This is a genomic window from Aquabacterium sp. A08 (assembly GCF_011742065.1).
In genome coordinates, this window is sequence record NZ_JAAQQT010000668.1 from 1 (window position 1) to 17,108 (window position 17,108).

Consider the following 17,108-nt stretch of genomic DNA (forward strand, 5'->3'; position numbering starts at 1 on the left):
CGGAAACCGTCACTTTGTATGATGCCTGCATGCCCAAGTTCATCGACCCGTCGCCGCCCGGCGTCTGCATTTTCTGCAAACTCGTGGCCGGCGACATTCCCAGCGCCCGCGTCTACGAAGACGCGCAGACCCTGGCCTTCATGGACCTCGGCCAGGTCAACCCCGGACACCTGCTGGTGGCCTTGAAACGCCACGCCGCCACCTTGCTCGACTGCACCCCCGACGAGGCGGCCGCCTTGATGCGAACGGCGCACCGCATGGCGCATGCGGTCCAGCAGACCTTCGACCCGCCCGGCATCACCCTTTTGCAGGCCAACGGCAAGGAGGGCGACCAGACGGTGTTCCACGTGCACCTGCACGTCGTGCCGCGCCACGCGAACGATGGCATCGCCTTGACCTGGCCCAGGAAAGAACCGGGGTGGCCAACCCTGGAAGCCTACGCCGCCCGGCTTCGGCAACACTTGGGTCCCCTTTGACGGCAATGCATGGCAAGCGACCGGCCCCTGCTTTACACCTACCGACGCTGTCCGTACGCCATGCGGGCCAGGATGGCGCTGCTCATCGCCGGCATCCCGTTTGATGCCCACGAGATTGCGCTGCGCCACAAACCGCCCGCCCTGCTGGCCGCCTCCCCCAAGGGCACGGTGCCCGTTCTGGTGCTGCCGGGCGGCCGGGTGTTGGAGCAGAGCTGGGACATCGTCGGGTGGGCACTGAACCATCCGGATGCCATGGGCGACGCGCAGTTCTGGTGGCACCAAGCCAGCACCCCAGAGCACCAGGCGCTCTTGCAACGCAACGATCGCGACTTCAAGCACCACCTCGACCGTTACAAGTACCCTGAGCGCTATGGGCAGGTCGGCCCCGAAGACAAGCCCGCGCTGCAGCAGTTCCACCGCCAGCAGGCATTGGACGTGTTCCTGTGGCCGCTGGAAGTCCGGCTCAGGGACCACCCGTTCATCGGTGGCCCAACGCCCTGCGCGACCGACATTGGCATCTTCCCGTTCGTGCGGCAGTTCGCGGCGGTGGACCCCGGGTGGTTCGAGGGTTTGCCGCTGCCCAGGGTCAGGGCATGGCTACAGGGGTGGACGGGGAGTGCGCTGTTCGCGGCTTGCATGCAGAAGCGGCCGGCCTTGGCAGCGGTGGTGGCCGCCGCCGATGGCCCATTCCCGCGCTTTACCCCGGCCGCATGAGCGTGGAGGTGTTTTTCTCGTCGCCGGAGTCCTGTCAGGGCTGGCGACCGATCGGTGGCCGCATCATGGGCGGCGCCTCCCGCAGCCGGCTGCGCCACTGGCCCCGGAGCGGGTGAGCCAGGTGGGGTGGATGGTGGCCGACAGGCAGTTCGCCCCGTTCTTGCTGTGCATTCGGGGCATCGCTTGTGTCGAGTCCGGTGCTTGAGGCGCATGGGCCGTCCCGTAGGGCTTCGGTTGCGTGTGCACCTCACACGCGTGTGACTGGTGCGATCAGTGAGGCCGCGCAATGAGCTTCAGCCGGTGCCAACCGCACCGGCGGCAGCCCCGTGCCAGGGGCGGTCTGCGAGGCTGTCGGTGATGTCGACACAACGCCGAACCGCTCGGCTTACCATTGGCACCATGAGTTCCCAATACGAATGCCTGTGTCCCGACCACCTGTACCGGGACATTTTTGAAGTTGACGCGCCCAGCGACGCCACAGTGGGTCTCAAGGTTTGGCCTCGCCGCCCAGGCGTTTTCATCCGCAATCCACCGGTACCGCCTTCGGTCGAAGGTGTTGAGCACGCGTCTCCAGGCGCGAACGGACGCGAACTCGTCGTGGGGCAGTTCGGCTTGGTCCCGCCCTGGGTGAAGTCCGCTTCGGATGCCAAACTGCGTTCGACCAAGCTGGTCAACGCGCGCGCGGAGACCGTGAGCACGTCCAACAACTTTCGCGGTACCTGGCTGGGTGCGCAGCGTTGCATCGTGCCCATGATGGCCTTTCACCAGGACGACTGGCGCAGCGGCAAAGCCGTGCCCACGCGGATCGCTCGGGTCGACGGCAAACCCATGGGCGCCGCCGGCCTGTGGGAGACCTGGACCGGTGCGGCGGGCGAGGTGATCGTCAGTTTTTGCCTGCTCACGGTGAACGCCAACAGCCACGCGTTGATGCGCCGTTACGGGCATGCCGGCAGCGAAAAACGCATGCTGGCGATCTTGAACGACGGTGCGTACGGCGCCTGGCTGAACGCCACCCAGCCAGAGAAAGCGCGCGAATTCATGCGGGCGTATCCGGCCGAGGGGCTTACTGCCAACCCCATCGAGAAGACGTATTGACCCAGTAAAAACTGGTTGTCTGCGGCGACCCGGATCGAACGGGGTCGGGTGAGCGGAAACGTGATGGCGATGTCACGTTCCTGTCACGGCTGAAAAGACAAAAGGCCTGCAATCGCTTGCAAGCCTTTGTTGTGTTTGGCTCCCCGACCTGGGCTCGAACCAGGGACCTACGGATTAACAGGCACGCCGAGTTTTGAGGCTTCCTCATGTCTGAAAAATAGTCTTTTCAGACAAACTCGAAAAATTCCATCAAAAACAACGACTTGAAGCGCTGCTACCCTCGATTTTTGGGTAAAGTGACATGCGTGAGTCAACGTTCTGGCTGCGCCTCCGGCAGCCAAGTGGTAGCACGAAAAGTCCGAAGTGGTAGCACAAGCCCTGGTGTCAAAGCGCCTGGCTGTGCCTTCTGGACATTGCGGCCATGACGTCAGCGGATGTGAACAGCGACTCGAGGAGCCCGCCCACGACAACCTTCTGGTTGGGGCGGGGGATTCGAGCTTGTTTCAGTCGCTGCCATGCCCAACTACGCCACCGATGCGGACATCCGCCGTCTCAAAGCCAGGGGGGAACGCCCCGAGTTAATCTCCCTGTCGCGTCGCGACGAGGTGCCGCATGGCGGCGCAACCTTGTGTGTGCGCGTGTACCCCACTGGCGAAAAGTCCTGGATCGCTCGGTTTCGCCGGCAATCGTTGCCCAGCTTGCTGGCGTTTGGCCGTTTCAGCCAGGGTGAGCCTGACCACATGTCCCTGCAACTGGCGCGTCAAATCCACGCGGCCTTCAATCAGGCGGTGATTGCAGGCAGCCCGACCCGGGAGCAACTGCTGGGCATTGCCCAGGATTTTCGGGCCAGCCACGCTCGTGTTCAGTCCCTCGTTGTCCATGCTCAGCAAGCAGCGGCGGCAGCCTGTGAAAGTGCCCCGCGCGCACAGGAGGTGCCTGTTCTGCAAGAGCGCGCTGTTCTGGAGCGGTCTCGCGCCCGTCCCAAGGCATCGCCGTCTGCTGTTCCGGTAAGTGTGCCGGAGGCGGCCGTGAATCAGCCTGCAGACGAACCGTTGCTGGCTGTTGCCCCTGAACCCGAACCTGCACCTCAGGACCCTTCACCGGTGCCCGCAGTCTGGGCGCCCACGTTGAAGGAGCTCTTTGAGCAGTACCTGGAAGCCCTTGCGAGCCGTGGCTCCATGACCACGGTGCGCGACTACAAGTCGGCGTTCAAAAGGCACGTCGAAGTGCCCCACCCCGCGTTAGCGGAGAAGCCGGCCCACGAAGTCACATCCGAAGAAATGGCCGACCTGATCTATGGGGTCTATGTGCGACCGTCACGCAAGCGAGGTATAGACCAGGCTCTGGCGCTGGAGCGGGCGGATTCTCAACAATACGACGGGCGGACAAACAAATTCGATCCCAATCGCTCAGGAGAGACCAAAAATCAGAAGCGCGAAGCCGAGCGGCTGCGCTCGATGCTGCGTACGGCCTACAACAACCACATCGAGAGTAAAACCAAATCGACGGTGCCGCGAGAGCGCCGGCGGAAATCGCTCGTCCAGGTCAACCCCCTGCAGCACATCACGGCCATTCCCGGGGCCATCCAGGCACGCCGGCGCTCGCTCACGTCACTTGAGCTGGGCTTTTTCATGCTGTGTCTGGATTTGGTGCCATCGGCCACCTCGCGCGCGCTCCAATTGGTGGTCTGGCTTGGCGGGCAGCGCCTGGCTCAAGTGTTGCGCGCAACGACGGAGGATCTCGATGAGGATTGCGAGTCCTTGATGTTGTGGGACCCCAAAGGCAAAAGGACCCAGGCGCGGGCGCACTTGGTGCCTTTGGTGGGACCTGCCAAAGACTTGATCAAGATCGGCGAGTCACACGCCAAAGAGCGCGACACCCCGTATCTGTTCACGACCAACGGAAGCAAGGTACTGTCCACCGATGCGGTGAGCGACTTGCTGCTGTCCATCAAACTCGAAATGTTGACGCGTGGTGTCATCAAGAAGGACTTCGACGTGCGTGACATCCGGCGCACTTTTGTAACCTACCTGGCCAGCAAAAAGCTGGATGGCAAGGCCAGCGCGCACCTGTTCAGTCACGGGCTCGGTGGCGTTCAGGACGAGCACTACAACCTCTACGAATACTTCACTGAAAAGCAAGAAGCGCTGCACACGCTTCATGCCTACGTCCAAGGCGCGATTGCAAAAGCACGTTATGAACTTGGCAGTCGGCTGCCAGATTCGATCAACCTGAAGGTGAACGGGCCCTGCAAGGGATTGGTAGGGCTGGGTGCTGAGGACTGAGAATTGCTGTTTTTCAGATATTTAGATAGATGACCTGACATCAGAGACCCGCCATGAACATCTCCCAAGCCATTCGTGAACGGCTGACCCAGCTGCCTGTCGGTCAGCCGTTCACGCCCGCCTTGTTGGCGGGCATGGGGCCGCGTGCGTCGATTGACCAGGTGCTGTCACGCCTGACCAAGGCGGGTGTGCTGGAGCGCATCGGTCGCGGCGTCTATACGGTGTCTCAGCCCAGCCGCTTCGGCCTGTCCAGAATGCCTGCGCCCGAAGCCGTGGCAAAGGCCGTGGCGGCAGCGGAGGGCGCGTCCATCGAAGTGCATGGGGCTGAAGCGGCGCGTCGCTTTGGCCTGAGCACGCAAGTTCCCGCCCAGCCGGTGTTCTACACCACGGGTTCGTCGCACAACGTGCGTCTGGGCAAGTTGCACGTACGGCTCCAACATGTGGCAGCACGCAAACTGGTGCTGGCCGGTCGGCCGGCTGGCCAGGCCCTGTCGGCACTGTGGTATCTGGGTCGCGGGCAAGTCACGCCAGGCACTTTTGCCCACATGGCCCGCAAGTTGCCTAAGGCGGAATTCGAGGCTTTGCGTCAAGCGAAGTCGGCCATGCCGGGCTGGATGGTTGATGCACTGATGCGTTACGAGGAAGGGGTGACCGCACATGGCTGATGGTCGCCAGGAACACTACTTTGGCCTCGACGTTCGGGAGCAGGGCGAACTGCTGCAGAGCCTGGCGGTCGTCATGGGACGGCGGGCCGAGATCCTAAAAAAAGACATCTGGCTGTGTCTGGTGCTGGACCCTTTGTTTCGCTTGCCTTGCCGTAAACCCATGGCGTTCAAGAGCGGCACTTCGCTGAGTGCCCTGGGAGGGCCGATACAACAGAGGTGCGCATGATGTGGGTTCGCTCAAAGCATCGCAACGAACGAGGTGGTGCAGTCACTTCAACACGCGCCAATTCTGCTGCGGATAAGACACCATTGAGCGATGAGCGGTTTCAAACCCTGCTGTCCAAGGCTGGGGCGTTCTTTGCCGAAGCAGAGCGTGACGTTGAAGCTGAACGGACGGCAGTGATTGAAGAGATCTTGCAGACCTTGGCGCTCCATGGGCTGACGGTTGACGACTTGAGGTAGCGGGCGAGGGGCCGTTGTAAATGGGCTGTGACAACGGTTGCCGTAGGCTGGTTTCAAAGGGAATGAGTGGAATTTGCTTAAAAATAGTCGAATATATTTGACAAAAAATGGTTGCGTGTGCTTCAATTCACCCATGAATCTGATGTCCATCGGTCAACTCGTCAAACAGCGTCGGCAGGTGCTGGGCCTGTCGCAGGCCAGGCTCGCCCGCCTCAGCGGCCTGTCGCGCGCCACGATCAATCAGTTGGAAACCGGCACCATCGTGGACCTGGGTGCTGCCAAACTCATCGTGCTGTTGGACCTGCTGGGGCTGACCCTGGATGCCGCAGAGCGTCCGTCAAAAGATAACGCGCTGGCGCTGGCCAGCCGCACGGCCAGCGTGAGCTACAAAGAAGGGCTCACACCCGAAGCGTTGGCCGCTGCGCTGGTGGAGGGGCAACTGCCGGCCAACATCAGGCCCCTGGTCGCCACTCTTCTGGATGAAACTCCGTTGCCCCTCATCGTGGGTGCTGTGGAAGAGGTGGCTCGCCATACCCATTGCCCCGCAAAGACACTGTGGAAACATCTGCTGCAGTGGGCCCATGACTTGCAATCGCCAAGGGCGGTGTGGGCATGAGCACCGGTGATCACACGCCTTCTGACTTGCCCACGGGCATCTGGCAAGAACTCCTGCGCCATGCCTATGCCCTGATCGACGAAATCACCAAGCACGGCATCAGTGATCCCGTCTGGACATTCGGGGGCGGCACGGTGTTGATGCTTCGCCACCGCCATCGGGTGAGCAAGGACATTGATATCTTTGTGCCCGATCCACAGTACCTGGGTTTCGTGTCACCGCGCCTGAGTGATGTGGCCGAGTCCGTGACACAGGACTACGTCGAAGGGCCAGGGTATATCAAGCTGCTGCGGCCCGAGGGTGAGATCGACTTTGTGGCCTCGCCGAACCTCACCACAGAGCCATTCGAACTTTGGCAGTTGCTGGGGCGGCAGGTGAGGGTGGAGACCTCTGCGGAAATCGTAGCCAAGAAGCTCTGGCACCGAGGGGATCGCGCGACGGCGCGAGACCTGTTTGACCTGGCCTTGGTGATTGAACGGGAGCCCAAGGCACTGGAAAGTGCCAGCCAATATCTGGTCCGCCACCGCGAGGCGTTTCTCAGTCAGGTCGAGCAGCGCAAGGCGGTGCTGAAACTGCAGTTCGATGCGATTGACCGGCTGGACTACCAGGTCACGTACGAGCAGGCACAACAATCGGCTAATGAGTTTCTAAGGTCGCTGTAGGCTGATTGCCGTCAGTCAGATTTGCTGGCCAATCACCGCTTCCGGTCATTCGGGATAGTCGCAGCCCGAGGACAGGTACGCCTCCAAATGAAGGGGTACTAGTGCTGCATTCACTAAACTATCTGGCCTGATCAATCGACCGTCCGTTGGCGGACTTCTCGCATTGCGAATGATCACAGAAATCCAATGCACAGCGGTCGATGACTGAGCGATGCGGTCAGGGCGTGGTGTTTTCCGATCGCGGCAGAGTCAGCTCAAACGTTGTCCCAGAGTTGTCACTGGCTACAAGTGTTATTGCCCCGTGATGCAACTCGGCTACTCGCCTAACAAGATACAGACCGAGGCCCGCGCCAGGCTTTCCCTGTCCAGTGGTGCCGCGCACATAGCTGGAAAAAATCGTCACCTGTTCATCAGTTGGAATACCTACTCCTGAATTCGTAATCCGGATCAGTAGTGCAGTTTTTTGGTCCAGAATCTCCAACCGAACGGGTGAGCCTTCGGGGCTATAGCGCAAGGCGTTGCTCACCAGATTGTGCAGCGCGACTTGAAGCAGCGCGGGGTCAGCCAGCAAATGGGTGTCCCCCTCATTGAAAATCACCACGCGTTGCTTGCCATCTAAAGTCCGGGATATGGACTCGCACAGCTCCAGAACATCGACGGTTTCCAGCTTGGGCTTCAGCGTCCCACGTTCCAAGCGGTCTTTTGCCAGAAACTGTTCACTCAAATTCAGTAGGCGTTGTACTCCTTCGCGGATACGCGAAATCCGTAAAAGACTTGCTTCATCGTTTGTGTTCATGACCAGCAGCAATGAATTCGCTGACGCGTCAATGACCGACAAAGCTGTTCGCACTTCATGAGAAATCAAGGCAGTCAACTGGCTTTGTTCGCGCTGGCTTTGCAACGCTTGGTCGGCGGTTGCCTCCGCTAAAGCGGTACGGGCGCGTTCCAGCTGACGTAGCTTGTACTGCCAGAATCCAACCGCGCTCAGAACGACTATCGCAAACAGCGCCACTTTCCATGCCAGCGTGTAGTCCACGCCCTTTTGTACCTGTATTGCTGCATGTTTGTTTGAGATCAGTTCCCGTTCCTGTGCCGAGATGGAACTGACGGCCTTGTCCAACACGCTCAGCAGATGGGTCTCATCCTTCAACACACCAATACGCAGCTGGTTGGTGTACTGCGGCACTTGACCAGCAATTTTCAGGTTGAACAGGCCCTCTTGCTTGATGGTGTATGCAGCCACAATCAGCGAGCGCATCGTAAGGTCCACTTTCCTGTCCGACACCAGCTCTACAGCCTCTCGCTCACTGTCAGTCGTCAACACTTTGAGCAATGGGAAGTCCTGCCGCAGACGTTCTTCCACCATCGTGCCTCTGGGCAGCGCAATCGTGTGGTTGCTGAGGGCTGCCAGGTCAGGTATGTAAGGATGCTCCTCACGAGTGATCAAGACGTTAGGATCTAGAAAGATGGGTGAGGTGAAGCGCAGCCATCTCTCACGCTCGGGCGTCTGGTTCAAAAAACTCATGATCTGGCAACGCCCATCTTTGGATGCGGCAAGGCTCTCGTCCCACGTACGAACAGGCAGCGGCTTGATGTCCAGTCCCGTGCGTTGCACTACCAGTTGAATTAGGTCAGCAGCGATCCCGACGTGTGTGCCGTTCTCGTCAAGTCGCTCAAAAGGCGCCCAGTCGGGATCTACGCACATGGTGACGGTGCGTTTTTGGGACAGGTAGGCCTGTTCTTGAGGTGTGAAATTCAGCTGCCCTGCCTGGGCACTGATGCACATGCAAAGGCACAACAGCACAGCACATTGACTCACCCAGCGCCACGCGGTGTCTTCACGCCGCCCACGCATATCCTGTGCCTCGCAGGGTGCGTAGCGGGGCTTCCAGTCCGGTCTCTCGCTCCACCTTTAGCCGCAGCCGACTCACGATCACCTCCAGCCGGTGACGATCCCACTCGTCTGGCTGCAGCCCTATGGCTCGCGCCAACTCGGCGTGTTTACAGGGTCTTCCCTTCTTGGTTACAAGTTCGGTCAGTATTTGTAGCTCGGTCAACGTCAGCTTCACTCGGCTGCCATCGGGGGCCACCAGCATGGCCTTGGCGTTGTTGAGCTTCCAGGTTTCGTGTTCTTGCGCCGCTTGTTTGGTGTGTGAGTGGGGTGCCTGTGCCGGGGCTAATGCGATTTGTCGCGCAATCAACCGACGCAACAGCAAGTCCAACTCGTCCATGTCCACAGGTTTGATCAAGAATGCGTCCGCCCCTGCGTTCCAGCCAGCCAATTTGTCTTCCCGCTGGCTGCGAGCCGTCAAGTAAACGATGCCAATTTGTGGGTTGTGAGTGCGCAGCAGTGTGCCTATGCTGAGCCCATCTTCGCCAGGCAGGCCCACATCCAGTATCGCTACGGCGAGGGGCTGAGTAGCCATGTGTCGATAAAGGCCGGATGCATCCCCGAACGAAACCACGTTGAAGCCCCGATGTTGAAGCTGAAACGTCAACTCCTCGCGCAGGACACTCTCATCCTCCACCACGGCAACAGTGGACAAGGACGAGGGTGGTTGTATGGTATCTGACATAGATCAAGCCTAGCAGTTCAAGCCTCTCGTGAATGAGAGGTTTTGAGAGCTTTTTGTTTCTTGTTCTTGGAACCATACAGCAGATTTCTCAAACTCATCTGCCTCGTTGGATAAGCATGCTTCAAACATTCAAATCACACAAAACCGCTGTTGCTTTGGCAACAATGTGCTTGGCGTCACTTTCGATGGCGCAGATTACAACGGAGTTCTCTGCCTCTGGTACAACAGGCTCTTTCCAGATAAACGATGGGAGTTTGTATGATTTAACGCAGCTCGCATCTCCTGGGGCACAGACATACAACTACAACTCGCAGTACTTCAATCCGAGCACGAGTGGCACATATACCTTCGGCACGAGCAAAGCTAACTTCGATACGGTCATCATCGTCTACGGTGGAAGTTATGACCCCACTAACCCGTCTCAGAACGCGTTGGTGCTCAACGATGATAGCGGAGGAGCCCAAGCTGGTCTGGGCCTGACGAACGCCGGTACATGTGGCTCTCCAAGCTGGTGCTCCCAGGTATCGCAGTCGCTCACAGCCGGGACCAACTACTACATTGTTACCACCACATACAACGCAGGAACGTCCATTACTGGGGATGTTTGGTACTACGTGATCGGCCCAGGTGGCGTGGGGGTTGGAGGCAATCCTTACGTACCCCCCCCGCCAGCGCTCAGCGTCTTCACATCTTCAAGCAACCTCACCAACTCGCCGGCTTACGGCGCGGCTCGCATTATCGATGCGACCCCTGACTTGCTTGCATTGTTCACCGGTGCAGGTCTTACCGGTGATCAAGCCGTTTCAGATGCAGCCTCTCAGACTCTGCCGCTTTTGGTGGGCAGTTCACAACTGGCAACCACGAGTGCACTGGCAAGCATCAACCGGATAATTTTGGCTCGCCTGGACGGCAATCGCGGACTTTCTGCCGGTGACGCCTTCTTGGGTGACCGCCATTTCTGGATCAAGCCGTTCGGCTCATGGGCACGACAATCAGATCAGGGGTCAATTGCCGGCTTCAAGGCCAGTACTGGTGGCATGGCCATGGGGCTTGATGGCGCATTGTCTGATCACACCAACGTTGGGTTGGCTTTTGCTTGGGCCAAGAGCAGCATTGATGGCCGCTCCGCTGTCGCCCCCAGCAGTGCGGCGGTGAATCTGTACCAGTTGATTGGTTACGGCAGCCGTGCGTTGGGCAACGGCTCTGAAATCAACTTCCAGTTCGATTATGGTCGCAACACTAACAAAGGTACCCGTACCATTGCATTCACCAATACAGTTGCCCAATCGAGCTACAACACGACATCCTTCCATGCAGGCGTTGGTTGGGGAACGGTACGCACACTGAGCGAAAAAACAGCTTATGTGCCATCCATCAGACTTGACTACACGCGCCTGCGCGATGATGCTTACGCCGAAACAGGGGCGGGATTGTTGAACCTCAACGTCAATGCCAGAACTACAACTCAGCTTGTCCTTGGCGGTGATGTCAAGTTCAATCATCAGTTGTCGTCTTCAACCCTTCTGTCTGTCAACGCGGGCATTGGCTATGATTTCCACGCGAAGGGCTCCAGCATCACGGCTTCGTTTGCAGGTGCTCCGACTTTGGGCTTTGTTACGAATGGCATCCGGCCCGATCCATGGACGCTGAAAGCTGGTCTCGGTTTTGTCCACACGACATCGGCAGGTGCCGAAGTCACGTCTCGCCTGGATGTCGAGAAACGTGCTGGTTTCCACAACGCAACCGCCTCTGTAAAGGCTCGCTGGAGTTTCTGATCCATTGGGCGCAGCATAAGGTGTACAGGCTCCGGCCCCTGCTACCGGTCGGGGTCTTTCTTGTCTTGGCGATGTCGTCTGGATGCACCGGCGGTAAACATCCATTTGGTAGCGGGGTTCCCTCCGTAGAGAGCCGAATCGAGGCTGCAAGAAGCCTTGCTTTGGAGCGCGGCTGGCTGTGGCCTAGCCAACCTGCGTTAGACGAACCGGTCCAGGTTGCGATGAAAGCTCGCTCACCCAAAGGTGAGGCGCTGACGGTGTATATCGAGGGAGACGGACTGGCTTGGTTAAGCCCGGCACTTCCCTCCCCAGACCCAACGCCATTCCGGCCACTTGCACTCCAACTAGCTATTCAGGATCCCGGGCCTGCGGCGTACCTTGCCCGTCCATGCCAGTACGTGAATACTCAGGCGCGTGAGGATTGCACGGTAAGTGTATGGACCACCCACCGTTACAGTTCCCAAGCCGTTAAATGGTCGTCAGCGGCGCTCGACCATATCAAGAGATCCTCCTCGGCAGATTCACTGCGTCTGGTCGGATACAGCGGTGGCGCTGTAATGGCTCTATTGCTTGCTGCTCGACGTACCGATGTTCAAGACGTGGTCACGATTGCAGGCAACCTAGATATTGAGCACTGGGCTCGGCTGATGCATCTGAGCCCTCTGGTGGGATCTCTGAATCCTGCTGAAGAGTGGAGCCGCCTGCGCCTCATTCCACAAGTACATTGGGTAGGGCGACTTGATCCAATCGTGCCAGTCGAAGTCGTTCAGCGTTACGTCGACAGATTTCCTGATGGCCAAAGACCGAAAGTTAACGTCATAGACGATTTTGATCATCAATGTTGCTGGGTCGAGCGGTGGCCAAAGTTAATAACGACGGATTGAAAGACCGCTCCCGCTGCAGAAGAGACTGCCGGATTGGTCGTGCTGTATGGTACCGGAGTGCACCGTAAGCCCAACCAACAAAGCTGAGCAGGCTATGCACAGTGAACGTCACGAGCAGCTGCACCAAACTGATCCGTGGCCGTGCGCCCTGGAAGCAGCAATCAACAGCGAAGTGAAGGGCCTGCCAGGCAGAACTTGTTCGCCTCATCCGAGTTGGCGGCGAGAAAGGTCTTGAATTTGTTGCTGGTGTGCTACGGGCCTAGGGCGGAGGTTTTGATCCAGCCTGTTGCCAAAGAACTCATCAATCGGTTGCGCCGGAGTGGCCCCAGCGTTCAGTCTCGGGATCCGCGGTTTCCTCCATCGAGGTTCGTACGACCCCCGCCCTTGCCAGGCTGAGGCAAAACTGTCGGCTCCAACCGCGGACGGGAATCATACAAACCTAAACGAAACCAGGCAGTTCCCATGCGATCGTCACTCTACCTCAAGGGTGGCGATTGCGTTCAAACATGCCTCTACCGCTTCTACCTTATCGCTCTCCGCCCTCGCTATTCGTCAGAGGACTCGCCCTTCTTCGTGGGCTTTTTCCTGGGAGGTGGCGGCTCTGAGGGGATGTACTCGACGAGCTCATCCAGCCTGCAACCAAAGTAGTGACACATCCTGTCCAGGTTGTCCGTCGTGGTGTTTGCACCGCGAGGACTCGATATGTTCGTCAGAGTGACCCGATGTATACCGGTAGCTACCGCGACGTCCTCCAACCGGATACGAACACCGTCTTTGAAACTCTTCTTTTCTACGAGCTCTTTGATTTTGAATCTGATCATCTGGGGATCCTACACAGAGCCAATACTTCTGTAAATGTTGCGTTCGCGCTACAAAAAAATTTTAACCATTGAGAAGCCCATACTTTCGTTAAAGAGTGTTTACACTACATGCATCGAGCAAACAGGAGCCAATCATGAGCCACCAAAGAAAGAACAACACTCATGCGATATGCCGTCGCAAACCCGCAAAACTCAAGCGAACGCTCGCCACGTTCAACCACGACGAGCTGAAATATCTTGCTTGGAACAAGTCTCCGCTGGCAGCGGAATTGGTCCGGCAGTACCTGCCGAAACGGTACGTCCAGATCGTTCTCAAGCTGCTCGACCTCTCCAACGCGGCTGGGCTCTTCGACGGCGAGGGCAGCATCACCTTGGCCAAAGCTTTCCGAGATTGCGGCAATGGGTTCAACTTCCGTTTGAGAGTTCAGATTCCCCAGAACTGCCTGGAAACCCTGCGCACGTTTCAAGAGCGAGTCGGGGAGAGCGGTCGGCTTGGCCGGCTCAAGCATCGTGACAGCTACACCCGTCCGATTCACCTGCTCGTGTATGACGGAGCGCATGCATACAACGTGCTGAAGAAGCTGCGCCCCTTCCTTGTGCGCAAAGCCGACGAAGCCGATGTTGTTTTCTCGTACTTCGACACAGCCCATCCGGGCCGCCATTTCGGCCCCGGCGGTGTGCCTTCAGAAATATGGGAAATCCGAGAGCGCTGCCATCAGGCCCTCGGCTGCTTGAAGTGAACCAGTGATGCACATCAAAAGGAGAGAACAATGCAACAAGAAGACTTGTTTGACCACCCTCTGCCCAAAAGCGGGTTTGAATTCGATTTTTACGACCCCGCTGAAGTTGATCGCGCATTGGCCGGTCGAAACAAGTTCGACAAATCGAGCTCGGCGACGGTCTACCTCCAACGGCTTCGGTCATGTCCGCAGACGATGCTGCGCCCCGCTCCGCCACCGATTGAGGCGCTGAACGAACTTGAGCGTGATTTTGAACACGCCAAGGCAGTGTTCGATGTGTTGCGTAAGCACCTTGTGCTGTCGCACCTGCTGCCCGGCGCGCCGTTCGTGCCGCATCACTTGCTTTTGCTGGGACCACCTGGCGTGGGCAAAACCTATTTGGTGCGACGTATTGAAGAAGCACTGTTCACCGGGTTTTGGGAGTTTTCGCTATCGCACAGCACAGCGTCCTTCGCCCTCGGAGGGCTCGACGAGCAGTACTCTGGCGGCGGACCGGGCTGGCTTGTCAAACAAGCCATAGAAGCTGCCGTCGTCGGCACCCCGGCGCTGCAGCCACTGGTGCTGCTCGACGAGATCGACAAAGCGCCCAGCGACCGGAACTCTGATCCGCTGGGGGCACTGTTCTCTTTGCTGGAGCCTCACTCTGCAAAGCACTTCGTGGATGACGGGTTTCGCGTGGGTTTGAATTTGGAATGGGTCTCGTATGTGGCCACGGCAAATAACGTGAAGCAGATCAATGAAGCACTTCTGAGTCGTTTTCGGGTTGTTGAGGTCCCGGCACCGACGCAGGAACAAATCGCAAAGCTGGCGCGACGGGTGTTCCTCAAAGAGCTGCTTGGGCAGCCCTGGGGGGCGAATTTCGAACCCATTCTGACGGATGACGTCGTCGAGGCCCTGGATGCCGAGTCGCCCCGGGACCTGCGCCAGACGCTGCGTGAATGCCTGGGCGCCGCGGCGCTGCGCAACAGCAGCAAGGTCCAGCTTTGCGATTTGCCACGGCGTCGCAATGCACGTCAGCAACGCATTGGCTTCCTCTGATTGCTTTTATCCATCACTCACCAACAAGGAGAACACCATGTCATTTGCAAAATTGCGCGCCATTGAAGCGGCCGAATCCACGCTTTGCCAGCAGGCAGAGTCCTTCGAACTCGAGCCGTCCTGGGTCTACACCGGCCACCGCTCGTTTCTCTGCGAAACGATAGAACGCTGTCCTGCGGCTTGGCGAGCCGCAGTCACGGAATGCATCGTCAGCCTGAATTCCGCACTCAGTTCCAACCGCAGCGCAAAGGCGGCCCTGCGTGACAGCGCGATCGCGCAGCTTGAGTTTGATTTTTCAGGGCCTTGCGCAAAGATTAGGGTGACGCGGCAACCCGTGTTTGACTTCTATGGAGAGATCAAATGCTACCGGCACCCTCTGTCCGACAAGGTCATCCGCGGCATCGCGCGCAGGCTCCAAGAAAGGACGGCGAACATTTGCCAGACGTGCGGTGGCAAGAAGCACCCGAAGTCCACTTTGTCACGTTGTTCGAGTTGTGACAGTGTGATTCGCAGCGGACAACGACTTGGCAAGGAGTTGCGCACTTTTTTGAACACTATTCGCCATGATGCGACTCATGGACGTAGACATGGACACCATGGACTTGGCTCTGTACCGCGTCAGTGGCCGAGTCACCGCACGCTGGAGCAACTCCAGGATTTCCTGATATCAAGCTACTGGAGTAGTCGTAGCAAATGATTGGACTGAAAAGACCCAGGGCTGTGAAACTACCCTGGGTCACCCCATTTCAAATCAACCTGACCATGTGATCACCCCAACCCCGTCAACCTCAATGCGTAAAAATCTGAAATTTTGACGTTAAGCAGTCAACCCAAAGGCTTGATCTTCTTGCCAATTCGATTCTTGAACTCATAAAGTGTTTCGGTAGTTTTCGTCGGCGGTCGAACTTTATCGATTTGGGATGCATCAACTGAGGACTTGATCACTTTCGACCGAAGTGTTCCACGCTTTTTTGCTGGAATAAAGGTGCCGTAATGATATCTGACGGTATCTCCTGACTGATCCCCGATGACCGGTGCTATTTCAGAATCGGTCCACCCGGACTCGCGCATCTCTGTCACCAATAAGTGACGAAAAATATACGGCGAAAGTGGGAGGCGATGGTGCGTGGGCTTGCCGCTGTCATCAACCAGTGCTGAGCTGATCCGGCTGTAGTGCATTCTAAAGGCATCTGTTGATTTCAATTGAAACGTTTCACCACTTGCACTTGAAAATGTCTCGCGCAGCCAGGCTGGCAAGAATGCTGTATCGATCTCAAACTTACGCCTCTCTTGTCCCTTGTTCTTTCCGGTCTTGGCTCCTTTGAAAGAAAACTCAACCGATTGCTTCAGTGCCCTGATCGTGACTCCATTTTTGAGTTCTTCCGGACGGCAGCCCGTCAAGCATTGAATCGAGCCGAGTATCCGATAGCTCTCTGAACTTCGGTTGATCTCGAGAAACTGCTCTAAAAGCGATTCTGGAAACTTTCCAAGATCTTCTTTCTTGCTTCGAGCTTTTCTCCGCTTGATGCCCAGATCCTGCAACGCATCTTTTCTCTTGGTATTGCTCAGTGCACTGTAGTCTGTGATTGCGTCATAGATTTTTGCTAGCAGCGAAGCCCTTGCATCAACTTCGGCTTGTTCGAACTCGGCGAGAAAAGTTTGCATTCGCACGGCAGAGTCATGTTTCAACGCCGCTCGAATCACATAAAACGAGTTCGAATTCGCTGACCTGCGGGCGACGAACTCGTCAACCCCTTCGCTTGGATCTCCTCGATTTTGGTAGGCTGAGACGTACTTCGCATACGCCTCGATTGTCGACTTTCTGAGGGGCTTGCCGCCGGTTTCTTTCGCGCTTGCGGCATGGGCTTCGGCAACGAATTGCCTCGCTTTCTCGATGATTTCGTGCTCGTAAAGATCCGCTGCCTGGACGGTTTCTGTGCTTCCGTCCGGTTCCGATTTCGACATGCCGACGACGTTGTCCATCGCGTCATCGTGTTTACTTTCGTCATCGCTCAGTGGCATATGACGCGATTCAGCGCCATGGTCAGTCACAGACGTTTTCTGTGACTTTGCTTCGGCTGCAGCAACCGACACGCCAGACTGCGAAAGTGCTCCCGCACTTCCGCCGCCTGTCATGCCAGTTGCAACAGCCTGATCGCGGGCTGAATCGCTACACCGACCCGGCGCCGCATTCGCGGCACCGGGGGACATTTCCGAACGTCTGGAAATGTATTCAGGGGACACGTTCGGAAATGTCCTATTTTCGATGACGTGAATACCGTTTCGATGACGTTGAAGA

The 17,108-nt window shown here is 57.7% G+C and carries 17 protein-coding genes; 12 read left to right on the forward strand and 5 right to left on the reverse strand.

Features of this window, described 5'->3' with window-relative positions:
* Positions 1–29 precede the first annotated feature (29 nt).
* The 6 genes from HA630_RS16375 to HA630_RS16400 all read left to right on the forward strand — a co-directional run bounded on the left by HA630_RS16375 (position 30) and on the right by HA630_RS16400 (position 5,461).
* Positions 30–476: an HIT family protein gene (locus tag HA630_RS16375; protein ID WP_166836037.1), complete on the forward strand. Its 447-nt coding sequence runs from the start codon at positions 30–32 to the stop codon at positions 474–476.
* A 9-nt stretch (positions 477–485) separates the two neighbouring features.
* The gene (locus tag HA630_RS16380; RefSeq protein ID WP_166836039.1) at positions 486–1,190 is read left to right on the forward strand and encodes a glutathione S-transferase; all 705 of its coding nucleotides are present in this window, start codon (positions 486–488) and stop codon (positions 1,188–1,190) included.
* Positions 1,191–1,589: 399 nt separating this feature from the next.
* A complete protein-coding gene (locus HA630_RS16385; protein WP_166836041.1) occupies positions 1,590–2,285 on the forward strand; it encodes an SOS response-associated peptidase in 696 nt (231 codons plus the stop codon).
* Between the two features lie 515 nt (positions 2,286–2,800).
* The gene (locus HA630_RS16390) at positions 2,801–4,570 is read left to right on the forward strand and encodes an integrase family protein (RefSeq protein ID WP_166836043.1); all 1,770 of its coding nucleotides are present in this window, start codon (positions 2,801–2,803) and stop codon (positions 4,568–4,570) included.
* A gap of 53 nt (positions 4,571–4,623) precedes the next feature.
* A complete protein-coding gene (locus HA630_RS16395; protein ID WP_166836044.1) occupies positions 4,624–5,235 on the forward strand; it encodes a DUF6088 family protein in 612 nt (203 codons plus the stop codon).
* The gene (locus HA630_RS16400; RefSeq protein ID WP_208300124.1) at positions 5,228–5,461 is read left to right on the forward strand and encodes a hypothetical protein; all 234 of its coding nucleotides are present in this window, start codon (positions 5,228–5,230) and stop codon (positions 5,459–5,461) included. The genes HA630_RS16395 and HA630_RS16400 overlap by 8 nt, the downstream gene beginning before the upstream one ends.
* 47 nt (positions 5,462–5,508) lie before the next feature.
* Here HA630_RS16400 and HA630_RS16405 read toward each other — a convergent pair whose 3' ends face one another.
* The gene (locus HA630_RS16405; protein WP_166836045.1) at positions 5,509–5,832 is read right to left on the reverse strand and encodes a hypothetical protein; all 324 of its coding nucleotides are present in this window, start codon (positions 5,830–5,832) and stop codon (positions 5,509–5,511) included.
* Between HA630_RS16405 and HA630_RS16410 the strand changes: the two genes are divergently transcribed.
* Positions 5,831–6,313: a helix-turn-helix transcriptional regulator gene (locus HA630_RS16410; protein ID WP_166836046.1), complete on the forward strand. Its 483-nt coding sequence runs from the start codon at positions 5,831–5,833 to the stop codon at positions 6,311–6,313. The genes HA630_RS16405 and HA630_RS16410 overlap by 2 nt on opposite strands.
* Positions 6,310–6,975 carry a nucleotidyl transferase AbiEii/AbiGii toxin family protein gene (locus HA630_RS16415; protein ID WP_166836047.1) on the forward strand — a complete coding sequence of 222 codons (666 nt, stop codon included), beginning with the start codon at positions 6,310–6,312 and terminating at the stop codon, positions 6,973–6,975. The genes HA630_RS16410 and HA630_RS16415 overlap by 4 nt, the downstream gene beginning before the upstream one ends.
* Before the next feature lie 217 nt (positions 6,976–7,192).
* Here the strand turns inward: HA630_RS16415 and HA630_RS16420 are convergent, their stop codons facing one another.
* Complete coding sequence (locus tag HA630_RS16420) at positions 7,193–8,761, reverse strand: ATP-binding protein (protein ID WP_166836049.1); 1,569 nt, start codon at positions 8,759–8,761, stop codon at positions 7,193–7,195.
* 52 nt (positions 8,762–8,813) lie between these two features.
* On the reverse strand, positions 8,814–9,521 hold the full coding sequence (locus tag HA630_RS16425; RefSeq protein ID WP_166836050.1) for a response regulator transcription factor: 708 nt from the start codon (positions 9,519–9,521) through the stop codon (positions 8,814–8,816).
* A gap of 62 nt (positions 9,522–9,583) precedes the next feature.
* On the opposite strand from HA630_RS16425, the gene HA630_RS16430 reads away from it, so the two are divergent.
* Positions 9,584–11,326, forward strand: a complete 1,743-nt coding sequence (locus HA630_RS16430; protein ID WP_208300125.1) for an autotransporter outer membrane beta-barrel domain-containing protein — start codon at positions 9,584–9,586, stop codon at positions 11,324–11,326.
* A gap of 1,429 nt (positions 11,327–12,755) precedes the next feature.
* Here HA630_RS16430 and HA630_RS16440 read toward each other — a convergent pair.
* Complete coding sequence (locus HA630_RS16440) at positions 12,756–13,031, reverse strand: helix-turn-helix transcriptional regulator (protein WP_166836054.1); 276 nt, start codon at positions 13,029–13,031, stop codon at positions 12,756–12,758.
* 134 nt (positions 13,032–13,165) lie between these two features.
* Between HA630_RS16440 and HA630_RS16445 the strand changes: the two genes are divergently transcribed.
* Genes HA630_RS16445 through HA630_RS16455 form a run of 3 tightly spaced genes read left to right on the forward strand, consistent with a single transcriptional unit; the run spans position 13,166 to position 15,506 of the window.
* A complete protein-coding gene (locus HA630_RS16445) occupies positions 13,166–13,771 on the forward strand; it encodes a hypothetical protein (RefSeq protein ID WP_166836056.1) in 606 nt (201 codons plus the stop codon).
* Between the two features lie 30 nt (positions 13,772–13,801).
* Positions 13,802–14,809, forward strand: coding sequence for an AAA family ATPase (locus tag HA630_RS16450; protein ID WP_166836057.1), 1,008 nt, complete (start codon positions 13,802–13,804; stop codon positions 14,807–14,809).
* 37 nt (positions 14,810–14,846) lie between these two features.
* Positions 14,847–15,506, forward strand: a complete 660-nt coding sequence (locus HA630_RS16455) for a hypothetical protein (protein WP_166836059.1) — start codon at positions 14,847–14,849, stop codon at positions 15,504–15,506.
* A 128-nt stretch (positions 15,507–15,634) separates the two neighbouring features.
* Here the strand turns inward: HA630_RS16455 and HA630_RS16460 are convergent, their stop codons facing one another.
* Entirely contained in the window at positions 15,635–17,053 is a 1,419-nt protein-coding gene (locus tag HA630_RS16460) for a hypothetical protein (RefSeq protein ID WP_208300126.1), read from the reverse strand.
* Positions 17,054–17,108 lie beyond the last annotated feature (55 nt).